The organism is Micromonospora sp. RP3T, assembly GCF_003027925.1.
GTDB lineage: Bacteria > Actinomycetota > Actinomycetes > Mycobacteriales > Micromonosporaceae > Micromonospora.
In genome coordinates, this window is the sequence record NZ_PYPS01000019.1 from 40,315 (window position 1) to 61,534 (window position 21,220).

Sequence of the window (21,220 nt, forward strand, 5' to 3'; positions counted from 1 at the left end):
TCTCCTCGGAAACGGGCGGTCAGGCGCGCGGGGACGGGACGGCGGCGGCGTCGACAGCGGCCGGCGCGGCGGGCTCGGGGGTGGTCGCGGTGGACTCGGCCGGCGCGTTCCCGGCCGGGGCCGCGGTCGGCGTGTTCGCGACGGGGGCCGCGGTCGGCGCGGCGGTGGCCGGCGCGACGGGAGGCTTGGCCGGCGCGGCCGGCTTGCGCAGGAAGAGCACCAGCACCGGCACCGCGTATGCGACCCAGGCGATCAGCTCCAGCACGGTCGGCGCGGCGGTGATGTTGAACATGCCGGCGAGCAGCGCGCCGTACCAGGCGTTCGGGTCGAGCGTGGCGGAGATGTCGAAGGCCTGGTTGTTCAGGCCGGGCAGCACGCCGGCCTCCTGGAAGTCGTGCACGCCGTACTTGAGGATGCCGGCGGCGACCAGGATCAGCAGCGCGCCGGTCCAGGTGAAGAAGCGACTCAGGTTGATCTTCAGGGCGCTGCGGTAGAGCAGGAAGCCGATCACCACGGCGGTGGCGATGCCCCCGACCAGGGCGAGCAGCGAGCCCGCGCCGGTGCCGCCGGCCACGCTCTCAGCCGCGGCGTAGAAGATCAGCGCGGTCTCCAGACCCTCCCGGACCACCGCGAGGAAGGCCATGCCGGCGACCGCCAGCGACCCGACGGCGAGCGCCTCGGTGAGCTTCCCGCGCAGCTCGCCCGCGATGGAGCGGGCCGCCCGGCGCATCCAGAAGATCATCCAGGTCACGAACACGACGGCGGCGACCGAGGTCACCGCCTCGAAGAACTCGCGCGACTCGGAGGTCCGCAGCAGCGAGGTCGAGGTGTACTGGATCAGCGAGCCGAAGACGACGGAGAGCACCACGGCCAGGCCGACGCCGGCCCAGACCTGGGGCAGCCGGTCACGCCGCTGCGACTTCACCAGGAAGGCGACCAGGATGCTGACCACCAGGGTCGCTTCCAGGCCTTCCCGCAGGCCGATCAGGTACGTGGCGAACATCCGTAACTCCGTAGTCGGTCAGGCATGCCTCAGCTAACTTAGGGCAGCCATACCTTGCTCCTGTTCCGGCACGGCGTCAAGTTGTTCACGGCAACGTCACCCTGCCGGCCGCGACCGTCGCCCCAGCCTCGTCCCGGGCCGGCCGGATCGGACAGGGCCGGAGGACCCGATCGTCGGTGCGTACGCGAAAAGGGACCGGGACGGCCGCGCGGCGGCCGACCCCGGTCCCTTCCGGGAGTGGAACTCAGTAGCGGTAGTGCTCCGACTTGAACGGACCCTCCTGGGAGACGCCCAGGTAGGAGGCCTGCTCCTTGGTCAGCGTGGTCAGCTTGGCGCCGAGCGCGTCCAGGTGCAGCCGGGCGACCTTCTCGTCCAGGTGCTTGGGGAGCACGTAGACGCCGATCGGGTACTCGTCGGTCTTGGTGAACAGCTCGATCTGCGCGATGGTCTGGTTGGCGAACGAGTTCGACATCACGAAGCTCGGGTGCCCGGTGGCGTTGCCCAGGTTCAGCAGGCGACCCTCGGAGAGCACGATGATGGCGTGGCCGTCGTCGAACCGCCACACGTCGACCTGCGGCTTGATGTTCTCCCGGGTCACGTCCGCGCGCTTCGCCAGGCCGGCCATGTCGATCTCGTTGTCGAAGTGGCCGATGTTGCCCACGATGGCCTGGTGCTTCATCCGGGCCATGTGCTCGTTGGTGATCACGTCGAAGCAGCCGGTGGCGGTGATGAAGATGTCGGCCTGCTCGACCACGTCGTCCAACGTGGCGACCTGGTAGCCGTCCATCGCCGCCTGGAGCGCGCAGATCGGGTCGACCTCGGTCACCACGACCCGGGCGCCCTGGCCACGCAGCGACTCGGCGCAGCCCTTGCCCACGTCGCCGTAGCCCATCACGACGGCCATCTTGCCGCCGATCAGCACGTCGGTGGCCCGGTTGATGCCGTCGATCAGCGAGTGGCGGCAGCCGTACTTGTTGTCGAACTTGCTCTTGGTCACCGAGTCGTTGACGTTGATGGCCGGGAAGAGCAGCGTGCCGGCGCGGTGCATCTCGTAGAGCCGGTGCACGCCGGTGGTGGTCTCCTCGGTGACACCCTTGATGCCGGCGGCGATCCGGGTCCAGCGCTGGTTGTCCTCGCCGAGCGAGCGGTGCAGCACCTGGAGGATGACCGCGTACTCCTCGGAGTCGGCGGACTCGACCGGCGGCACGACGCCGGCCTTCTCGAACTCGGCGCCCTTGTGCACGAGCAGCGTGGCGTCGCCGCCGTCGTCGAGGATCATGTTCGGGCCCTGCCCGTCCGGCCAGGCGAGCACCTGCTCGGTGCACCACCAGTACTCCTCCAGCGTCTCGCCCTTCCAGGCGTAGACCGGGACACCGGCCGGGGCCTCCGGGGTGCCCTCCGCGCCGACCACGATGGCCGCGGCAGCGTGGTCCTGGGTGGAGAAGATGTTGCAGGACGCCCAGCGGACCTGCGCGCCGAGCGCGACCAGGGTCTCGATCAGGACGGCGGTCTGCACGGTCATGTGCAGCGACCCGGTGATGCGGGCGCCGGCGAGCGGCTGGGCGTCGGCGAACTCGCGCCGGATCGCCATCAGGCCGGGCATCTCGTGCTCGGCGAGCCGGATCTCCTTGCGCCCGAACTCGGCGAGCGACAGATCGGCCACCTTGTAGTCGCCCTCGGCGAGGGTGCTCGGCCGGGCGCCGGACGGCGCGCCGCTGGGGGCCGCCGGAAGCGTGCTGGTCATGGAAGCTCCTGTCGAACGAAGGGCTGCGCAGCCTTCCACCTTACGCGCGTGGGCCCGCTCACCCGGGTCCGGTTGGCGCAGGAGCGGCGAACAGCGCACGGGAGCGGACGGTCGCGGACGACTTTCCGCCCACGGCCCGGCCACTCCCGTGCATCCCCCCGGTTTGGATCCCCGCGCGTTCCCGGACGTTCGTCGCGACAACGCTGCGTACACAAAGAGTCACACTGAGCGACCGACCCGTCAAGCGGTTCCGGGAAATCGGCGCCGCGGGCTCAGGACAGGCCGCAGGTGGCCACGAACGCCTCGCCGTCGCCGGTGAGCACCAGCGGGCCACCGGCGGCGGTGCCGACCGCGGACCGGCCCGCCGCCAACGTCACCACACCGACCCCGTCGTCCACGGTCAGCTTGCCGGCCCCGCACAGCACCACCCGCGGGCCGGGCAGCGTGAACCGCACCTCCGGCGACCCGGCGCCCACCACCACCCGGTGCAACGCGAAATCCTCCACCGGCACCGGCCAGGTCGACACACCGGGCGCCACCGGCTCCGGCCGCAGCACCGGATCGGCCAGCACCTCGAACCGGAGCACCCGTAGCAGCTCGTCCACGTCGATCCGCTTCGAGGTCAACCCGCCACGCAGCACGTTGTCGCTCGCCGCCATGATCTCCACGCCGGTGCCGCGCAGGTAGGCGTGCAGGTTGCCGGCCGGCATCCAGATCCCCTCACCCGGCGCCAGCAGCACCCGGTTCAGCAGCAGTGCCACCACCACACCCGGGTCGGCCGGATAACCGGCCGCGAGCGTGCGGACCAGCGCCGCGTCCGGGGACGCCGGTCCGGCGGTCGCCGCCGCCAGCACGGCCGCCACCAGCCCGGCACGCTCCGACTCCGGCCAGCTCAACAGCGCGCGTACGGCCTCCCGCAGCCCCGCCGGACCGCCACGCAACGCGGCCACCACCGGCGCCAACGCGGGTACGCCGAACCCGGCGAGCACCGCCGCCGACTCGGCCGGGTCCCGGAAGCCGCAGAGCGCGTCGAACTCGGAGAGCGCCACCAACAGTTCCGGCTTGTGGAACGGGTCGACGTAGTTGACCCGCCCGGAGTCCGCCGCGTGCCCGGTGCGGGCCTGCTCGGCGTCCGGATGCGCCTGGAGGCTCAGCGGCGCGTCGGCGGCCAGCACCTTCAGCAGGAACGGCAGCCGGGTGCCGAATCGGCCGACCAGCCGCTCACCCAGCCAGTGCCCCGGCTCGGCCAGCAACAGCTCGGTGAGGCTCACCGGGCCGCCGTCCCGGTCGACGGTGGCCGGGGCGCCCGGGTGGGCGCCCAGCCACAGCTCGGCCTCCGGCCCGTCGCTCGGCACCGCCCGGCCCTGCAACTGCGCGATCGCGGTCCGCGAGCCCCAGGCGTAGTCCCGGATCCGGCCCTGCATCAACTCCATCGGTCAGCTCCCGGGCCGCCCGGCCACCTCGTCGGCCTTCGTCGCCTCCGGCGCGGTCGCGTCGTCCGTCTCCGGCACGGCGGTGTCGGCGGCCTGGCCGGTGCCCGCCCGCTGCGCCGCCGCACTCCAGATGTCCGGCTCCAGGTAGATCACCCGGGCGATCGGCACCTCGCGGCGGATCCGCGCCTCGACCGCGTTGATGCCCCGGGCCAGCTCCTCCGCGCTCTCGCACGCCGGCACCGCGATCTTCGCGGCCACCAGCAGCTCCTCCGGGCCGAGGTAGAGCGTCTTCATGTGGATGATGCGCTCGACCTCCGGGCCGCCGGTGACGGCCTGCTCGATCTTGGCCAGCTCGCTGCGCTCGGCACCCTCACCGAGCAGCAGGCTCTTGGTCTCGATCGCCAGCGTGATCGCGATGATCACCAGCAGCACACCGATCATCGCGGTGCCGGCCGCGTCCCACATGCCGTTGCCGGTGGCCAGCGTCATGCCGACACCGAACAGCGCGAAGACCAGACCCACCAGGGCGCCGAAGTCCTCCAGCAGCACCACCGGCAGCTCCGGAGCCTTGGCCCGGCGGATGAACCGGACCCAGGTCTGCTTGCCCCGGATCAGGTTCGACTCCTTGATCGCGGTGCGGAACGAGAAGCCCTCCATCACGATCGCCGCGAGCAGCACCACCACCGGCACCCACTGCCACTCCGTGATCGCGTGCGGGTCGGACGCCTTGTGGTACGCCTCGTAGAGCGCGAACAGGCCACCGAGGCTGAACAGCACGATCGCCACGATGAACGCGTAGATGTAGCGCTCCCGGCCGTAGCCGAACGGGTGCTGCGGCGTGGCCTCACGCTTGGCCCGCCGGCCGCCGATCAGCAGCAGCCCCTGGTTACCGGAGTCGGCCACCGAGTGGATCGACTCCGCCAGCATCGACGACGAGCCGGTCAGCAGGAACGCGATGAACTTGGTGACGGCGATGCCGAGGTTCGCCGCCAGGGCGGCGACGATCGCCTTGGTGCCCCCGTTTGCGCTCATGCCCCGCCTCGCTCGATGCCGCACATGCTCACTGGTTTGCCAGCTCCTTCATTTCCGTGATGGCCGGAACCGCCATCGGGTCCAGCCCGTGTGCCAGGGCGAGGTAGATCGAGGCGAAGTCCGGCACCGCCACCAGCGACGCGAGCCGCTCCAGCGCGGAACCACCCTCGGCGGTCACCACGTCGCAGCGCACCCCGCGCCGCTCGGCGAGCGTCTGCACCGCGTCCGCCCGGCGCTCCTCCACCGCCAGCGGCTCGTCGGTGTCGTCGTCGGCGTTGAGGCCGCCGTCGCGCAGCAGCACCAGCCGCAGCCGGATGCCGTCCGGGTCGGAGTCGTCCGGGTCGGCGAAGATGTCCCGCTCGCCCTCGGCCAGCCCGCCGAAGACGCCGTCGAGCAGGCCCACCCGACCCCGGCCGGCCTCGCCCAGCGCGCCGCTCACCACCGGGTAGCGGGAGTTCGCCGACAGCGTGTCACCGAACCGGCGGGCGGCCACGGTGGCCAGCGGGGACGAACCCCACACGATCGGGATCGACCCGGCCAGCCCCAGCGCGAGGGACTTCGCCGGATTGACGAACGACTCGGCGGTCGGCCGGCACCGGTCGGCGTCGGCGTCCAGCCGGGCCGCCGTCTCGGCCAGATCCGCCTCGTTGACCTTCACGAGGCCGAGCGTACGGGCGGCGAGCAGAACCGGCACGGTGAGCGCCCACAGGCTGGCCCGGGCCGGGGCCCGCCGCGGCACCGGGATGAACGGCGCGCGGGCCCGCTCCGCCACCGACTGGAGTTGCGAGTCCGGAGCGCCGACCGCGACCAGGCGGGCCCCGCGCCGGTGCGCCGCCTCGGCCGCGCCCAACGCCTCCGGGCTACGGCCGGAGGCGCTCACCGCGATGACCACGTCCGCCGCGCCCACCCAGCCGGGCACGCCGGCGCTCCGGTGCGGGATCACCGGCACCGGGCAGCGCGGCCCGGCGACCGTGGCCAACACGTCCCCGGTACGCCCGGCGGTGCCGATGCCGGCGATGACCACCGCACGGGGACGCCCGTCGTCGGCCAGCACGGACAGGTTCGCCTCGGCGGCCAACGCCGCTGACTCGCGTACCTGGGCGCCGGCTGAGGCGGTGAACCGCAGCATCCCGCCCGGATCCCGCTCGCCGAGCTGCGCCGGATCGTCCAGCAGGGCCTCGTCCGCGTGCCGGTGCCCACTCACCCCGGCCGTACCGTCCATCACCGCGACGACCCGCCCCGCGCGTCGTCAGCCGCCGGACCGCCCCGCGCCTCGTCCAGGAGCAGCACCGGGACGTCGTCCCGGACCTCGAAGACGCGACCGCACTCGGTGCAGGTCAACGTCTGCGCCTGCGGGTCGTAGTCGAGCGGGGCGTGGTGTGTGTCCGGGCAGGCGAGGATCTCGAGCAACTGCGGGTCCAGGGCCACGGCGCGGCTCCTTCCACGTATGTGGTCTCACCGGTCGGCGGTGCCGTCCGGCGCACGCGATCTTAACGGCGAACCGGCCCCGGCACCCGGCCCTGTTCGGTACCCGGCCGGCCGGGTCCACCCATGGTCACGGTAAACCCGGGAGCCGTCGGGTCCGGCTCAGTCCGGCATGCGGGGCAACAGGCTGGTGGCGTCCCCGTCCGCGGGGGCCGTCGGCGGGGACCCGGCGGGCGGCGTCCCGTACACGTTGCCGGTCGGGCGCGATGGCGCGGCGCCGCCGCCGTACACCGTCGGGGCCGGCCCGGGCGCCCCGGAACGGTAGGTGGTGCTGCTGCGGGGCAGCGGGACCGGGGGATGCTCGACCACCGGGCCGTCGTCCGTCCGGTCCGCGCGGCTGCGGCGCACCAGCAGGACGATCAGCGCGACGCCGACCAGGACCAGCGCGATGCCGAACCACATGATCATGGAACCTCCGAAGGACGAATCGTCGGCCGCGGCACCGGCGGCCGGCTCGACGGCGGCGACCACCGCCGACGTGCCCGTCGTCTCCGGCGGTGTGGCGGCGACCGTGCTGGGCGTGGGGGTCGGCGACGGCTTGCGGGAGGGCGTCGGGCTCGGACTCGGCGTCGGCTCCGCGCCCACCAGCCGGGCCGACCGGCCGGCCCGGCCGAGCACCTGGCCGGTCGCGGCACTCGCCTCACCGGCGATCTCCAGCCGCCCGCCCACGACGCCGGACAGGAAGGCCACCCGGTAGCGCACCGCCGCGCCCTTGCCCTTGCACAGCGGCCGCTCGACCGACGCCACCTGGGAGGTGGTCACCACGCCACCACCACCGGAGACCGGCACCCCCACCCAGCGGCCACCGGACGCCACCTGCACCCGGACCTGATCGGCCCGCAGACCGTCCAGCCGCAACCCGAGCGTGGTGCGCAGCGACACACACCCCTCGGTGCGCTTGCGCACCTCGACCGTCACCGCGCCCGCCGAGCCGCCGGCCGTGAAGCTGCCCGCCGAGCGCAGCCCGACCCGGTCACCGTCGGCCAGCGCCGGGGACGCCACGGCGACCACCAGGCCGCCCAGCATCGCACCGGCCGTGGCCCAACGCGCCGCGTGCCGCCTCACCGACATCCCCACCTCACCGTTTCCGTCCCGGACGAGATCCGCCGGTCAGGTTACTACCGGGCCACCCGGGCACCCGCTCATCGAGCGCCCCACATGTGTGCAGCGTTACGCGCCCCGGTCAGCTCCGGTCGCCACCCGCCGCGAGGGCCCGGCGGCAGAGCCGGTCGGCCGTCCGGGTGGTCTCCGGCAGCCGGTACCGGGGCGTCAGAGCCAGTACCCGCTCCACCGCCCCGTCCAATCCGATCCGGTGCCCGACGCTGACGAAGACCGGCCGGACCCCGTCCCGGGTCCGCAGCACCCGCCCGACCACCTCCCCGCCGTCCCGCAGGTCGGCCCGGTCGCCGCGCCGTTGGCCCGGCCCGGTCCACGAACCGACGAGCGGCGTCTTGCCCACCCCGATCGCCGGCAGCCCGGTCACCAGACCCAGGTGGCAGGCCAACCCGAACCGGCGCGGGTGCGCCACCCCGTGCCCGTCGCACACCAGCAGCTCCGGGCGGACGGTCAGCCGCTCCAACGCGGTGAGCAGCGCCGGCATCTCCCGAAAGGCGAACAACCCCGGCACGTAGGGGAACGCCGGCCGCCCCACGCACACCGCCTCGTCCACCACGGCCAGGGTGGCCGCGTCCAGCACCGTGACGGCCGCCGCGAGCCGGTCACCGCTCTCCGCGTACGCGACGTCCAGCCCGGCCACCGTCGCGGGCGCGCTCGGACCGGGCCCGAGCAGGTCGACCCGCGACCGCAACTCCTCCTGTACGCGCAGCGCCTCCGCCACGTCGGCCGGCGGCCGGTACGGAATCCCCGCCGTCGGCGGCCCGGCCCGGTTCCCGGGACACACGGGGTCGGCGCGCGTCACCGGCCCACCCGACCGTCGATCCGCTCGCGCAGCAGATCAGCGTGCCCGTTGTGCCGGGCGTACTCCCCGATCGCGTGCACCAGCAGCTCCCGCAGCGAGACCGTCCGGTCACCCCGGTGACCCCTGACCTCCAGGTTCGGCGCCTCCGCCACGAACCGCTCGGCGAACGTCACCTCACGGCGCCACGCCGTCCACGCCTGCGCGACCAGCGCCGGATCGGCGACGGCGCCGGTGAAGGGCTCGTCCACGTCACCGGTCGGCCAGATCCGCGACACGTCCTTCCCGGCCATGACGCGGCGGAACCAGTGCCGCTCGCGCTCGGCGGCATGACGGAGCAGCCCGAGCAACGACAGCGTCGACGGTGGCACCGACCGCCGGGCGAGCTGCTCCGCGTCGAGCCCGGCGCACGTCAGCTCCAGCGTGCGACGGTGGTACCCCAACTCGCTGGCCAGGACGCTCCGCTCGTCCGCACCCGGACCGTCGGCGCGGGGATCCTTGTCCGGCGCGACGAACATGTCCGCCCAGCCGAACCGGCGTGCCGGACGGGCGGCTCCGGCATCGCTGCTCATGACCGGCACGGGGCCATCAGGAGGCCGCGATGGTGGGATCGGCACCGGGGTCCCCGGCCTGTTGGAGCTGCTCCTCGAACATCACAAAGGTCCGCCGCCGGATGCCCCGGATGAGTGCCTGCTCGCGCGTCGTCGGGTAGCGACGTTCCTCCCGGATGGTGTCCTCGAGCCCTCGAACTGTTTCGTAGAGCGCGAAGAGGGGTCCCTCACCGCGAAGGTAGCGGCCCCGCTCCTGTTCCACATACCAGACGAACTCGCTGCGATCGATCTCATGTATCTCGTCGCCCCCCACGAAGAGCACCTTGTCCACGAGATTGTTCGCCGCACGCCAGCCACCGGTGTCTGGCGAGAGTCGCCAACCGGCCGTTCCGCCGCCTTCCGCCTTCACCAGCTTCAGCGGAGACTCGTAGTAGAGGAAGAACTTCGGCAGCGTCAGGCCAGGCGGATGCGTCATCGTCGTCCTTCCAGCCCGCCCTGCGCATCCCAGTAGATGCTCTGCGCCCGCCGCAGAAGGCCATCCCGAATCGCCGTCTCGGTCTTCGTCAACGGCCGATGATCCAACTCGGCCAGTGCTTCCAGATCCCGCCTGACTTCATAGAGCGCATGTTCCCACCTCGCCACGTCCTCAAGTGCGGCGAGGTGTAGGCGCAGCTCGCCCACATGACCGTTCGAGAGGTTCAGATTCAACAAGATATCCCGGTAACCGCTGCTCTGCGGCGAGACAAAGCGGTCCTTGATATCCATGATCAACACATCGGGGTGATCAGCGAGAGTCGCCAGCGCGCCATAGATCTCACCGAGCGTGGCGAACTCAACCTTGGCCCCGGCCAGGTCCTTCAGCCGTGCGGCGTTGTTCGCGTACTCAACCAGCTTGTCCCTAACGCGTTTGCGGCTCTTGGGCTCGCTACGCCAACCCGGCGTACCGGTCTCGCCCGCTATCGTGCTCGCGATGTCGTTCAGCTCCAACTGAGCCACCGCCGCACCGGCATACAACCGATCGACGTAGTCATCGAGATAGATCGGGTCGTTCTTCCGGCCCTGTTCAAAGCCGGCTTGTTGAGCCAACTGTCGCCGAGATGCCACCGCCCGGCTCAGAGAGCGCTGTTCGGCGGTCAGTGGAGTCGGAACGGGATCCCGGTCGCCGAGAATGACCAGCGCGTCCGGCCCGCTGCTCTCGATCTCCTGCACCACGTCGCCGAGGACGTCGATGGCCTGTTGGTGGCTGGCGAGATGGTGCAGAGTCACCGGCCTGGCGGTCAGCGAGTTGGCGAGTTCCGGCGTCGCCAGGATGATCCGCACCAGGTCGGGACGCTCCGCGAGCTGCCGCACCAACGTTTCGGCGAGCAACTCCTCCCGCCGCGGCGGTGCCTCCCAGCTCTGGTCCAGCATCCGCTGCACGCGGGTGTCGGTGAACAGCCGCTTCAGGTCACCGGCCGCCGCCTCGTCCAACCCTGGCACGAGCCGTCGCAACGTCGGCCCGTCGGCGTGCTGCGCCAACTCGACCGGGGTCACCCCGGCGGCGAAGGCGTCGGCCAGGCTTCCGCTGGCCGCCAGCGCGTCGCGCACGTAGAGCCCGGCGGCGATGCGGTCCGCGTGGGCCGCACGGTGCGTGTCGCGTATCCGGACGGGCGTCGGCTCGGCCTCGGGCGCGCCGCCCGGGACCGGAGGGCCCGGCGGGTGGTGCAAGGTGGTGGACTCGCCGAGCAGGTGGACGCGGTTGAAGTCGGGGGTGCCCCCATGGTCGTGCGGCAGCGGGTCGGGCGGTCGTGGCGGCGTCGGACGGTGCCGTGGCTCGGGCAGCACGTTGAAGTCGCCGGGCGGCCGGCCGGCGAGCGGCATCGGCCGGCCGTCCGGGCCGAGGACCAGGGCGTCCACCGCCACCACGTTCCCCTCGAACGGGACGCCGCTGTGCCGGTAGAGCGGCTGCCCCGCCACCATCCCGCTCTGCGGGTCGAGGTAGAGCACCGTGCCGTTCTGGTTGAGCGCCACCCAGGCGTGCGAGCCACCGCCCTCGAAACTGGTGATGAGGAAGGCGTAGCTGCCGTGACCGCCCGACGCGAGTTGCGCGTGCAGGTCGCGGTAGCCGCGCTCGACCAGCCGCCGCCGGGCCGCGCCGGTCACCCCGGCGCGGTCGGGCCCGCACAGGTTCTGGAACCGGCCGCCCGTCGTCTCCTCGACCCGCAGCGGGCCGTCGATCTCGCCGCCGACCGGCCGGCGCACGTCGCCCGCGAGATATCCGTCGAAGGTACGCGGCGCCGCGACCCGTGGCCGACCGTGTACCCAGGTCTCGAAGAGGGACAGCGTGCAGTCGAGGCAGTTGATGCCCCGGGTGGCGTCGGCGGCCGGTCCACCGTCGTTGGCCAGCCGGAACCAGTCGCCGTGTCGGGGATCGGCGGTCCGGATCACGCTGCCGTCGGGGTTGCGGGGCATCTGCCGTTCGAGGTCGGTCTGGTGCAGCGCGAGCGGAGGCCGGAGTCCGCCGCGCCGGCCGTAGGGGCGGGACCGGTCGACCGGCGAGGGGTGACCATGGCCGGTGAGCGCGGAGTGGTCGGCCGTCTCCACCGCGCCGAGGGCCAGGTCCGCCACGTCGTCGTTGATCCGGTAGAAGTCGAGGTCGTCCTCGACCATCACCCGTTCCGGCAGGCGCTTGCCGGCACGTATCGCGTCCGCCTCGTCGACCGCCCGGTAATGCAGGCGTTCCCGCAGCCGTCCCTCGCGCACGTGCTGGTCGGCGAGCTGGTGCTGCCCGGCCTGGCGCAGCTCGTAGCCTCGGGTGAGGAGCCAGCGGGCTGCCTCGTAGTGCTGATCGGCAAGGTCGCGGAGCTCCTTGACCTGCGCCTGCCGCCGATTCTCCTCGTGCAGCGTCCGCTGGGATTGCAGGTAGCCCTGGTAACGCCGCCGGTCCAGGGCCTCGCGGTCGGCCGCCAGTCGCGCGGCCCGCTGTTGGAAGGTCTCGCGGCGCGGGGGCCGGTGCGGCGGACCGGGAATCGGGGACGAGGGATCGACAGAGGGATGCGGTGGGGCCAACGAGTCCAGTAGCGGGAAGCGAGGGTTCGGCACCGGCCGGGGATCAGGGCCGACGCCGGGTGCTCCCGAATTCGGCGCGACCTGGGGGTGAAGCGGCGGAGCTGCCGGCGCGGCGAGATGCCCGTCAAGACCACCGGCGGTGATCCGATCCGGTGACGGCGGCATCGCCGGGTACGGATGGTCGACGGGCGGCGGCGCGAATGTCGTCGGGGCTGCCGCCTGCACGGGTGTGGTCGGTGCCGAAGCCTGGGTGTCGGTCACCGCCGGTGTCGGGCCCGCGCCGTGCCAAGCGTCGGCGGCCCCCGGAAGAGCGATGCCGGGGCTCGGCGTGTCGACGGCCACCGAGGACAGCATCGGAGTGCTGGTCGAGGTGGTTGTCACGACGACGGAATCGACGTTTCCCAGGGCAGGCAGCGTCGGGGCGGTCAGCTCCGGCGTCGGGTGTGCCGCGCCCACCGGGTCGAGGTGCGGAGCCGCCGTCCCGGCATCGGCCAGCGGGGTCGAGGAAAGCGGGCCGGCAACCGGCCGGGAGTGCGCGACCGGCTCACCACTCTGCGCGGACGGCGACCCGCCGGACCGCTGGTCCGGAACGAAATCGACCGGACCGAGCCCGGATGGCTTCTCCGGACCGACCGGCGGCAGGTCCAGGCCGACCGGCGGGGCCGTGAGGCCGCCCAGCTTCCCGTCGAGCCGGTGGTGCAGCGCCGTCTCGGTCTGCCCGGTGGCGGAACCGCTCACGCCGGACGCCGCGGCGCGAGCCAGGTCTTCCAGTGACGGGCCCTGGCCGGTGGCCAGCCCGGCCGCGGTCTCGGCGAGGCTCTCGCCGGCCATCTCGCGCCCGAAGCGCTCCCCGACCTGCGCGAACCGCCCGCTCGCATGTCGACCCAGACCGGCGAGTGGCGCGACCGAGCCGCCGGCGAAGCCACCGAGCCCCGACGCGCCCACGTCGGTCAGGTCGAGGCCGTTCCGGCGGCCGGTGGAGTTCTGGTACGCCTGGGTGGCCAGGCTGGTGCCCGCCTCCTGCCCGGCCTCCGCCAGGCCGGCGAGCACGGCCTGGCGGGCGAGACCCCGGGCGCCGCTCTTGACGGCCTCCCTCGCGGCCCGTTCGCCGGCCTCCTTCAGGCCTTCCTTGACCGCCTTGCGGGCCAACTGGGCCACCAGCCGCCTGAAGATCTGTTGCACGGCGATCCGGGTGGCGGTGATCGCGGCACCGGCCGCCGGTGACGCCGCACCGAGCGTGAGCACGGTGACCACCGCGAGGGACAGCAGTTCGACGACCAGGATGCCCAGCTCGATCCAGGCTTCAAGCTTCGCGCCCTCGATGTCGCAGCCGCAGGAGTCGACGAGCCGCCCCAGCTCGTCGGTGGCCGACACGAGGGCGTGCAGCGGCGCGTCCTCGCCCCCCGCCACCTTGTCCCAGGCCGTGTCGAACGCGTGCGCCACCAGACCGACGCCGCCGTAGCCGCTCTTCACCTCACCGGCGGCGGTGGTCGCCTCGTCGCGCGGGCCGGCCAGCACGCCGGCAACGGCGTACCACTGGTCGGCCAGGTCCCAGACGGCGCGCTCGTTGCCCTCCGGCCATTCCACGCCGACCACCCAGTCGAGCGCCTCGTAGATCCAGCCGGGCACGTCCCAGGGGCAGTAGTCGAGCGGGTGCGGGATCGGGCTGGGCAGCATGCTCACGCGCGGATCCTCCGGTGGTCAGCGCCAGGGCCGATGCGGGTTGTGCCGTTGGTGCGGGATCTTCCCGAGGTCACGGGCGTTGCTCAGATCGGTCTCCACGGTCGCGGTGACCGAGCGGACCACGTCCGACCCGAGCCCTTCGAGCGAGCGGCCGAGCAGCTCCCACGCCCGCAGCAGCGTCTCGGCGTATCCCTGGTAGTGCTTGTCGAACGCGGCGCCGATGTCGTCGCGCCCCCACGGTCGTCGGCCACCCGCCGCGGCGATCGGATCGCCGGTCTCGCGCCGGGCCGCCGTGACGGCCTTCCCGGTCGCGGCCAGGTCGCCGCCCCCGCGCCGGGCGCGGTCCGCGTCCAGCCAGATCTCTCCCCCGGCCACGTCACTCGCCGCGTGACGCCACGGCGTCGGCCCGGCCGAGCAACGCGCCGAAGTCATGGGTACGCAGGAACTCGACCGAGGGCGAGCCGGGCGGCAGATAGCCGGAGACCAGTTCACAGGTGGCGGCGGACGCGGTGGCGGAGGCACGCAGCACGGTCTCGGTGATCTTCCGGCTCAGCGCCCGGGCGTCCCGATCGTGGAACACGGCGGGACTCACCTCGACGGTGATCAGCTCGCCGCGCGCCCCGACCACGACGGTGACCTGGCCGTCGTCGGAGCGTTCGGTCACCCGCAACTCGGCCAGCCTGGTCTGGAGCTCGTCCAGACCGGACCGCAGTCGTCGGTACTGGCCGTACACCTCGTCGAACCTGGCACGCAGCGCACGGTTCGCATCCCGATCGGCACTCTCGGCCACCGCCGCTCCCCTTCCGTCACCGTGGGTAGGGCCGACCATACCGGGTGCCACGGAATCCGTGGGGTCCGGTAATTTCAGGTGGTGATCGAGCGACAGCAGGCCGAGCAGCTCGCCTCCGTCTGGGCCCGGCGGGACTCCGACCGTCTCGGTTTCCCCTGCACGCCTGTGGTCGAGGAGTTCGACCTGGGTTACGTGGTGCTGTCCACCGTGTCCACCGAGGCGCGGGCCCTGCCCGGCGACCTGCCGACCACGGTCATCGACAAGGAGACCGGCGAGGTCTCCACCTGGCCCCGGGTGCCGGCGTCGGCGGTCGAGCAGATGTATCGGCAACGCCGGCCGACCGCGCCGCGCGCCCCCCGTACGGTCGACCCGGCCGGGCAGTTGCTCCGCGAGCTGACCCGGCTGCCCACACCCGGCGCGGCGGCGCACCTCACCCTGGACGGCCGGCTGCACGTCGCGCAGGGCGCGAAGGGCGACGTCGAGCTGCACCACCACCCGCTCGTCCGGTCCTATCTCGACGAGTTGCCCGCCGGTCACCTGGTGCGGGGCGGCGATCGGCACGCGGAGATGATCGTCGTCTCCGACGCGTTGCACGAGCACGACCACCGTCGCGCCGCCGAAGGGCTACCGCCGCTGACGCTCGACGAGGCACGTGAGCACCTCGGCGCGGGGCGGATCGAGACCTTCCGGAGCCGCGAGCCGGGCGACCCGGCGGCCGGGGCGGCCGAGCTGCCCTGCGATTCGTGCGTCAGGTTCCTGGTGCGTTTCGCGGTCCTGCCCTGGTCCGATCTCGCCTTCGTCGAGGAGTGGCGTCCGGAGCCGCGCGAGCTCGTCCAGCCGGGCAGGTTTCCCGACGAGGTCGCTCATGCGCTGGCGGACGGCGGTTGGCAGCTCAGCATGTTCAACGAGGCCCTCGCGATGGGCGCGATCGCCGAGACCACCGAGGTGGCGGGCCAACACCACCGACATGAGGTCTTCCCGGCCGCCGAGGCGGCGCTCACCGCGTTCCCGGCCGTCCTGAGCCGACGCCGGGGGCCGGGGGAACAGGTGTGGATCAGTCGGTTCACGACGAATCCGCTCCGTGCCGCGCACACCGCCGACAGCCTCGCCGACTTCGGCGCGGTCCTGGGTGTCCGCCTCTTCCCGGTGGGCAGCGAACGTCAGGAGAGCATCCTCGCGGTCGACGAGCACGGCCGGGTCTTCGCGCTCGACCAGGCCGGCGAGTGGTTCCTCGGCGCCGACGTCGACGCCGCTCTCACCACGCTGCTGCTCGGCCGTGCCGCCCCCCGGGTCCGCGATGACGGCACCTGGTGACCGCCTACAACGCCACCCCGGTGAGCACCAGGACGCGCGGCTCGGTGTAGTCGTCCATCGCGCTGCGCAGCCCTTCCCGCCCGACGCCCGAGCCTTTCACCCCGCCGTACGGCATCTGGTCGGCCCGGTACGACGGCACGTCGCCGACGATCACGCCGCCGACCTCCAGTGTCCGGGCGGCGGCGAACGCCACGTCCAGCCGGTGGGTGAAGACGCCGGCCTGCAACCCGTACGCGGAGTCGTTGACCGCGGCGAACGCGGCCTGATCGTCCGGGACCGGGGCGACCACGAGCACCGGCCCGAACACCTCCTCGGCGCACACCTTCGCGTCGGCGGGCACGCCGCTGAGCACGGTCGGCGGGTAGGTCGCGCCGTCGCGCCGGCCGCCCACCTCGATGGTGGCCCCGGCGGCGACCGCCTCGTCCACCCACGTCTCCACCCGCTGCGCCGCCTCGACGGACACCAGCGGCCCGACGTCGGTCAGCTCGGCGCGGGGGTCGCCGGTGCGCAGTTCCTCGACGGCGGTGACGAGCCGGGGCAGGAAGCCGTCCAGGAGCCGTTCGTGCACGTAGACCCGCTGCACCGCGATACACGACTGCCCGGCCTGGTAGTTCGAGAACGTGGCGATGCGGTGCGCGGCGAACGTCAGGTCCTCGTCGGCCGACCAGTCGGCGCAGATCACCGCCGCCGCGTTGCCGCCCAGCTCCAGCGTGACGTGCTTGTCCGGGGCGGCGCGGCGGATGGCCGCGCCGACCGGGCCGGAGCCGGTGAACGAGACCACCGGCAGGCGCGGGTCGGCGACCAGTTCGGCGGCGCGTTCGTTGGGCAGCGGCAGCACCGAGAAGATGCCCTCGGGCAGGTCGGTCTCGGCGAGGATCTCGCCGAGCAGCAGCGCGGTGAGCGGGGTGGCCGGGGCCGGTTTGACCACGATCGGGGCGCCGACGGCGAGCGCCGGGGCGACCTTGTGGGCGACCAGGTTGAGCGGGAAGTTGAACGGGGTGATGCCGAGCACCGGCCCGCGTGGCACGCGCCGGACCAGCGCGATCCGGCCGGTGGCGGCCGGGTCGGTGTCGAGGCGTTGCAGCTCGCCGGAGAATCGGCGGGCCTCCTCGGCGGCCCAGCGGAACGTCGAGATCGCGCGCCCGACCTCGGCCTTCGCCCACTTGACCGGCTTGCCGTTCTCGGCGGTGATCAGCGCGGCGACCTCGTCGGCCCGTTCGGCGAGCCGCCGGGACACGTGGTCCAGGGCGGTCGCACGGACGTGCGCGGGCAGGGCCGCGGCCGTCGCGGCCACCCGGGAGGCGCCCGCGACGGCGGCTTCGACCTGGTCGGCCGTGGCGAGCGTGGTACGCCCCACCGCCCGCCCGTCGTACGGGTGGGTGACGGTCAGCTCTGCCTCGCCGTGGACGGGGCGGCCGGCGACGTAGAAGGCTCTCGGCTCCACGTCCGGCAGCGTAGACCAGGAACGCTCGCGCGGAAACAGTTGCCCAAACCCTTGTCTGCCTCGAATTCAGTAGCCAAGATGGCAGTCAGATTGCGAGAACCTCCGCTGACCTTCCTTCCGGCCACCCTCTCGGAGACTTGAGATGAGCGACCAGCAGCAGCTGCGCAACTTCGTCAACGGCGAGTACGTCGACCCGGTGGACGGCGGCTACGCCGATCTGGTCGACCCGTGCACCGGCGAGGTGTTCGCCCGCGCCCCGGTGTCCGGGCCGGCGGACGTGGACGCGGCGATGCGGGCGGCCTCCACCGCGTTCGAGGGCTGGCGGGACGCCACCCCGGCGGAGCGGCAGCGGGCGATGCTGAAGTTCGCCGACGCGGTGGAGGCCCGGGCCGCCGACCTGGTCGACGCGGAGGTGCGCAACACCGGCAAGCCTCGGCAGCTCACCACCGACGAGGAGCTGCCGCCGGCCGTGGACGAGCTGCGGTTCTTCGCCGGCGCGGCGCGCCTGCTGGAGGGGCGTTCGGCGGGTGAGTACCTGGCCGGCCACACGTCGTACGTGCGGCGCGAGCCGATCGGCGTGTGTGCCCAGGTGACGCCCTGGAACTACCCGCTGATGATGGCGGTCTGGAAGATCGCCCCGGCGCTCGCGGCCGGCAACGCGGTGGTGCTGAAGCCGTCGGACACCACGCCGGTGTCGACGCTGCTGCTGGCCGAGATCGCCGCCGAGCACCTGCCGCCGGGTGTGTTCAATGTGGTCTGCGGCGACCGGGACACCGGCCGTACGCTGGTCTCCCACCCGATCCCGCAGCTCGTGTCGATCACCGGCTCGACCCGGGCGGGCATGGAGGTCGCCGCCGCGGCGGCGCCGGACCTGAAGCGGACCCATCTGGAGCTGGGCGGCAAGGCCCCGGTGGTGATCTTCGACGACGCGGACGTGGCGGCGGCGGCCGAGGCGATCGCGGTGGGCGGCTACTTCAACGCCGGCCAGGACTGCACCGCCGCGACCCGGGTGCTGACCGGGCCGGGCATCCACGACGACTTCGTGGCCGCACTCACCGAGCAGGCCCGCAACACCCGCACCGGCGGCCCGGACGACGCGGACGTGCTCTACGGCCCGCTGAACAACGCCAACCAGCTCGCCCGGGTGAGCGGCTTCGTGGACCGTCTGCCGGACCACGCGGACGTCACCACCGGCGGCAGCCGGGTCGGCGACCGGGGCTTCTTCTACGCCCCGACCGTGGTCTCCGGCGTCCGGCAGGCCGACGAGATCATCCAGGACGAGGTGTTCGGGCCGGTGATCACCGTGCAGCGGTTCTCCGACGAGGACGAGGCGGTGCGCTGGGCCAACGGCGTCGAGTACGGCCTGTCCGCCTCGGTCTGGACCCGTGACCACGGTCGGGCCATGCGGATGACCCGCCGGCTGGACTTCGGCTGCGTCTGGGTGAACACGCACATCCCGTTCGTGTCGGAGATGCCGCACGGCGGCTTCAAGCACTCCGGCCACGGCAAGGACCTGTCGGTCTACAGCCTGGAGGACTACACCCGGGTCAAGCACGTCATGCACAACATCGAAGGCTGACCCGATGACTTCCAGCGACGAGTTGCGCAAGCGCCGCGCGTCGGCGGTGGCCCGGGGCGTGGGCAGCGTCGTCGACGCGTACGTCGATCACGCCGGCGGCGGGACGCTCACCGACGTGGACGGGCGGGAGTGGATCGACTTCGCGGCCGGCATCGCGGTCACCAACGTGGGCAACTCCGCCCCGAAGGTGGTCGAGGCGGTCCGCGCCCAGGTCGAACGGTTCACCCACACCTGTTTCATGGTCGCGCCGTACGAGTCGTACGTGGCGGTGTGCGAGCAGCTCAACGCGGTGACGCCGGGCGACTTCGAGAAGCGGTCGGCGCTGTTCAACTCCGGTGCCGAGGCGGTGGAGAACGCGGTGAAGATCGCCCGCCACGCGACCGGGCGGCCGGCGGTGGTGGTGTTCGACCACGCGTACCACGGCCGGACCAACCTGACCATGGCGTTGACCGCGAAGAACATGCCGTACAAGCACCGGTTCGGACCGTTCGCCGGGGAGATCTACCGGGTGCCGATGTCGTATCCGCTGCGCGACGGCGGGCTCGACGGGGCGACCGCGGCGGCCCGGTCGATCGAGATGATCGAGAAGCAGGTGGGCGCGGAGAACGTGGCCGCGCTGCTGATCGAGCCGATCCAGGGCGAGGGCGGCTTCGTCGTACCCGCCGAGGGGTTCCTGCCGGCGTTGCGCGAGTGGGCGACGGCGGCCGGGGTGGTCTTCGTCGCCGACGAGATCCAGACCGGTTTCTGCCGCACCGGTGACTGGTTCGCCTGCCACCACGAGGGCGTCGAGCCGGACCTGGTCACGCTCGCCAAGGGCATGGCCGGCGGGCTGCCGCTGGCGGCGGTGACCGGGCGGGCGGAGCTGATGGACGCGGTGCACGTCGGCGGCCTGGGCGGCACGTACGGCGGCAACCCGGTCGCCTGCGCCGCCGCGCTCGCGGCGATGGAGACGATGCGGGAGCTGGACCTGCCCGCCGCCGCGCGCCGGATCGGCGCGGTGATGGGCGAGCGGCTGCACGCGATCGCCGCCCGTGACCCGCGGGTCGCCGAGGTACGCGGCCGGGGCGCGATGCTCGCCATGGAGATCGTGCAGCCGGGCGGGACCACCCCCGATCCGGTGGCCACGGCGGCGCTGTCGGCGGCCTGCCACGCGGCCGGGCTGCTCACCCTGACCTGCGGCACCTACGGCAACGTGCTGCGTTTCCTACCCCCGCTGGTGATCGCCGACGGCGAGCTGGGCCGGGGCCTCGACATTCTCGATGCCGCGTTCGGCTGACCCGGCCGCCCCTGATCGTGGAGCACCACGGGCCTGATCCCCCCAGGTCCCGCCCGTGGTGTTCCACTCCCCTCGTGGTCAGCGCAGCAACTGCACCGTGTTGCGGCGGACGACGTTCTTGCCCGGTTCGCGGACCAGGTCCATGGCGGCGGCGTTGAGCAGCACGCAACTGCCCGACGGCCCGACCACGGTCACGGTGGCGCTCCGGTTGTTGTCCAGGTTCGTCACCCGCAGCCGGGTGCCGACCGGGAACTGTCCGCTGGTGGCGGCCGGCGCGCCGGCCTCGGCGGAGAACGTGATCGCTCCGGTGCAGACGCTGCCGCCGATCGGCTGCGCGTTGCCGGGTCGCGTCTCGACCGGCTGCCCGCCGCCGGGGGCGGGAGCGGCGCCGTCGAGGCGTTCCACCACGTTACGCCGGATGACGTTCTTGCCCGGCTCGCGGACCAGGTCCATGGCCGCGGCGTTGAGCAACACGCAACTGCCCGACGGCCCGACCACGGTCACGGTGGCGCTCCGGTTGTTGTCCAGGTTCGTCACCCGCAGCCGGGTGCCCGCCGGGAACCGGTCGCTGGTGGCGGCCGGCGCCCCGCCTTCCGCCGAGAACGTCACCGACCCGACGCAGGCGGACCGCCCGGCCGGCGTGGTCTCCGCGAATCCCATTCCGGTGCCGACCGAGAGGCCCACCGAGGCGACCACCGCCACGGTCGCCGCCAGCACGTGCTTGCGCTGCACCCTCACGTTGTCTCCCGTCGTCGGTGTCCTCGACGCGTGATACGGATGCCAGCCCCGGACCGTTCAGCCGGACCGCCGGTCAAGCGGGGCGCCCTGCTGTGCCGGAGGCGTTACCAGGGGGGCCCGTCCTTCCTGTCCAAGATCTTGCAGCTTGTGGGTCTCGCGGTGCTGGGATGCTGGTGCCGTCCACT

18 protein-coding genes are annotated in these 21,220 nt (G+C 72.8%); 3 read left to right on the forward strand and 15 right to left on the reverse strand.

All coding sequences use genetic code 11. The features are described from left to right. Nucleotides 1-19: 19 nt before the first annotated feature. The 13 genes from efeU to C8054_RS16810 all read right to left on the reverse strand — a co-directional run bounded on the left by efeU (nt 20) and on the right by C8054_RS16810 (nt 14,684). Nucleotides 20-1,003 (reverse strand): iron uptake transporter permease EfeU, encoded by a 984-nt coding sequence (gene efeU, locus C8054_RS16750; RefSeq protein WP_107157727.1) that lies wholly within the window; start codon nt 1,001-1,003, stop codon nt 20-22. Nucleotides 1,004-1,247: 244 nt separating this feature from the next. After that, complete coding sequence (ahcY, locus tag C8054_RS16755) at nt 1,248-2,747, reverse strand: adenosylhomocysteinase (RefSeq protein ID WP_107157728.1); 1,500 nt, start codon at nt 2,745-2,747, stop codon at nt 1,248-1,250. A gap of 272 nt (nt 2,748-3,019) precedes the next feature. After that, nucleotides 3,020-4,180 (reverse strand): mannose-6-phosphate isomerase, class I, encoded by a 1,161-nt coding sequence (gene manA / locus C8054_RS16760; protein ID WP_107157729.1) that lies wholly within the window; start codon nt 4,178-4,180, stop codon nt 3,020-3,022. A 3-nt stretch (nt 4,181-4,183) separates the two neighbouring features. Then, on the reverse strand, nt 4,184-5,212 hold the full coding sequence (locus C8054_RS16765; protein WP_107157730.1) for a cation diffusion facilitator family transporter: 1,029 nt from the start codon (nt 5,210-5,212) through the stop codon (nt 4,184-4,186). Nucleotides 5,213-5,240: 28 nt separating this feature from the next. Continuing rightward, nucleotides 5,241-6,437, reverse strand: a complete 1,197-nt coding sequence (locus tag C8054_RS16770; protein WP_107157731.1) for an SIS domain-containing protein — start codon at nt 6,435-6,437, stop codon at nt 5,241-5,243. Next, complete coding sequence (locus tag C8054_RS16775; protein WP_107157732.1) at nt 6,434-6,640, reverse strand: Trm112 family protein; 207 nt, start codon at nt 6,638-6,640, stop codon at nt 6,434-6,436. The genes C8054_RS16770 and C8054_RS16775 overlap by 4 nt, the downstream gene beginning before the upstream one ends. A gap of 159 nt (nt 6,641-6,799) precedes the next feature. Continuing rightward, nucleotides 6,800-7,768, reverse strand: a complete 969-nt coding sequence (locus C8054_RS16780; RefSeq protein ID WP_107157733.1) for a hypothetical protein — start codon at nt 7,766-7,768, stop codon at nt 6,800-6,802. A 112-nt stretch (nt 7,769-7,880) separates the two neighbouring features. Next, nucleotides 7,881-8,534 carry a deoxyribonuclease V gene (gene nfi, locus C8054_RS16785; RefSeq protein ID WP_199199802.1) on the reverse strand — a complete coding sequence of 218 codons (654 nt, stop codon included), beginning with the start codon at nt 8,532-8,534 and terminating at the stop codon, nt 7,881-7,883. Between the two features lie 77 nt (nt 8,535-8,611). Further along, nucleotides 8,612-9,184: a DinB family protein gene (locus C8054_RS16790; RefSeq protein WP_199199798.1), complete on the reverse strand. Its 573-nt coding sequence runs from the start codon at nt 9,182-9,184 to the stop codon at nt 8,612-8,614. Nucleotides 9,185-9,200: 16 nt separating this feature from the next. Continuing rightward, a complete protein-coding gene (locus C8054_RS16795) occupies nt 9,201-9,638 on the reverse strand; it encodes a hypothetical protein (RefSeq protein ID WP_107157734.1) in 438 nt (145 codons plus the stop codon). After that, on the reverse strand, nt 9,635-13,888 hold the full coding sequence (locus C8054_RS16800) for a toxin glutamine deamidase domain-containing protein (protein WP_233219682.1): 4,254 nt from the start codon (nt 13,886-13,888) through the stop codon (nt 9,635-9,637). Before C8054_RS16800 ends, C8054_RS16795 begins: the two co-directional genes overlap by 4 nt. A gap of 24 nt (nt 13,889-13,912) precedes the next feature. Next, nucleotides 13,913-14,269 (reverse strand): hypothetical protein, encoded by a 357-nt coding sequence (locus C8054_RS16805; RefSeq protein ID WP_107157736.1) that lies wholly within the window; start codon nt 14,267-14,269, stop codon nt 13,913-13,915. A 1-nt stretch (nt 14,270) separates the two neighbouring features. Continuing rightward, nucleotides 14,271-14,684, reverse strand: coding sequence for a YbaB/EbfC family nucleoid-associated protein (locus C8054_RS16810; RefSeq protein WP_107157737.1), 414 nt, complete (start codon nt 14,682-14,684; stop codon nt 14,271-14,273). A gap of 81 nt (nt 14,685-14,765) precedes the next feature. Between C8054_RS16810 and C8054_RS16815 the strand changes: the two genes are divergently transcribed. Further along, nucleotides 14,766-15,998 (forward strand): SUKH-3 domain-containing protein, encoded by a 1,233-nt coding sequence (locus C8054_RS16815; RefSeq protein WP_233219678.1) that lies wholly within the window; start codon nt 14,766-14,768, stop codon nt 15,996-15,998. Nucleotides 15,999-16,002: 4 nt separating this feature from the next. Here C8054_RS16815 and C8054_RS16820 read toward each other — a convergent pair whose 3' ends face one another. Then, nucleotides 16,003-17,442: an aldehyde dehydrogenase family protein gene (locus C8054_RS16820; RefSeq protein WP_107157739.1), complete on the reverse strand. Its 1,440-nt coding sequence runs from the start codon at nt 17,440-17,442 to the stop codon at nt 16,003-16,005. A 142-nt stretch (nt 17,443-17,584) separates the two neighbouring features. Here C8054_RS16820 and C8054_RS16825 point away from each other — a divergent pair, with 142 nt between their 5' ends. Beyond that, complete coding sequence (locus tag C8054_RS16825; protein ID WP_107157740.1) at nt 17,585-19,021, forward strand: gamma-aminobutyraldehyde dehydrogenase; 1,437 nt, start codon at nt 17,585-17,587, stop codon at nt 19,019-19,021. 4 nt (nt 19,022-19,025) lie between these two features. Continuing rightward, nucleotides 19,026-20,297 carry a 4-aminobutyrate--2-oxoglutarate transaminase gene (gabT, locus tag C8054_RS16830; RefSeq protein ID WP_107157741.1) on the forward strand — a complete coding sequence of 424 codons (1,272 nt, stop codon included), beginning with the start codon at nt 19,026-19,028 and terminating at the stop codon, nt 20,295-20,297. A gap of 78 nt (nt 20,298-20,375) precedes the next feature. Here gabT and C8054_RS16835 read toward each other — a convergent pair whose 3' ends face one another. Next, entirely contained in the window at nt 20,376-21,035 is a 660-nt protein-coding gene (locus tag C8054_RS16835) for a hypothetical protein (RefSeq protein ID WP_107157742.1), read from the reverse strand. Nucleotides 21,036-21,220: the final 185 nt, after the last annotated feature.

Bases quoted from the DNA above. Each gene is read 5' to 3' on its own strand.
- efeU (WP_107157727.1), bottom strand. From the start codon at position 1,003: ATGTTCGCCACGTACCTGATCGGCCTGCGGGAAGGCCTGGAAGCGACC.
- ahcY (WP_107157728.1), bottom strand. From the start codon at position 2,747: ATGACCAGCACGCTTCCGGCGGCCCCCAGCGGCGCGCCGTCCGGCGCC.
- manA (WP_107157729.1), bottom strand. From the start codon at position 4,180: ATGGAGTTGATGCAGGGCCGGATCCGGGACTACGCCTGGGGCTCGCGG.
- C8054_RS16765 (WP_107157730.1), bottom strand. From the start codon at position 5,212: ATGAGCGCAAACGGGGGCACCAAGGCGATCGTCGCCGCCCTGGCGGCG.
- C8054_RS16780 (WP_107157733.1), bottom strand. From the start codon at position 7,768: ATGTCGGTGAGGCGGCACGCGGCGCGTTGGGCCACGGCCGGTGCGATG.
- C8054_RS16790 (WP_199199798.1), bottom strand. From the start codon at position 9,184: ATGAGCAGCGATGCCGGAGCCGCCCGTCCGGCACGCCGGTTCGGCTGG.
- C8054_RS16795 (WP_107157734.1), bottom strand. From the start codon at position 9,638: ATGACGCATCCGCCTGGCCTGACGCTGCCGAAGTTCTTCCTCTACTAC.
- C8054_RS16800 (WP_233219682.1), bottom strand. From the start codon at position 13,888: ATGCTGCCCAGCCCGATCCCGCACCCGCTCGACTACTGCCCCTGGGAC.
- C8054_RS16825 (WP_107157740.1), top strand. From the start codon at position 17,585: ATGAGCGACCAGCAGCAGCTGCGCAACTTCGTCAACGGCGAGTACGTC.
- gabT (WP_107157741.1), top strand. From the start codon at position 19,026: ATGACTTCCAGCGACGAGTTGCGCAAGCGCCGCGCGTCGGCGGTGGCC.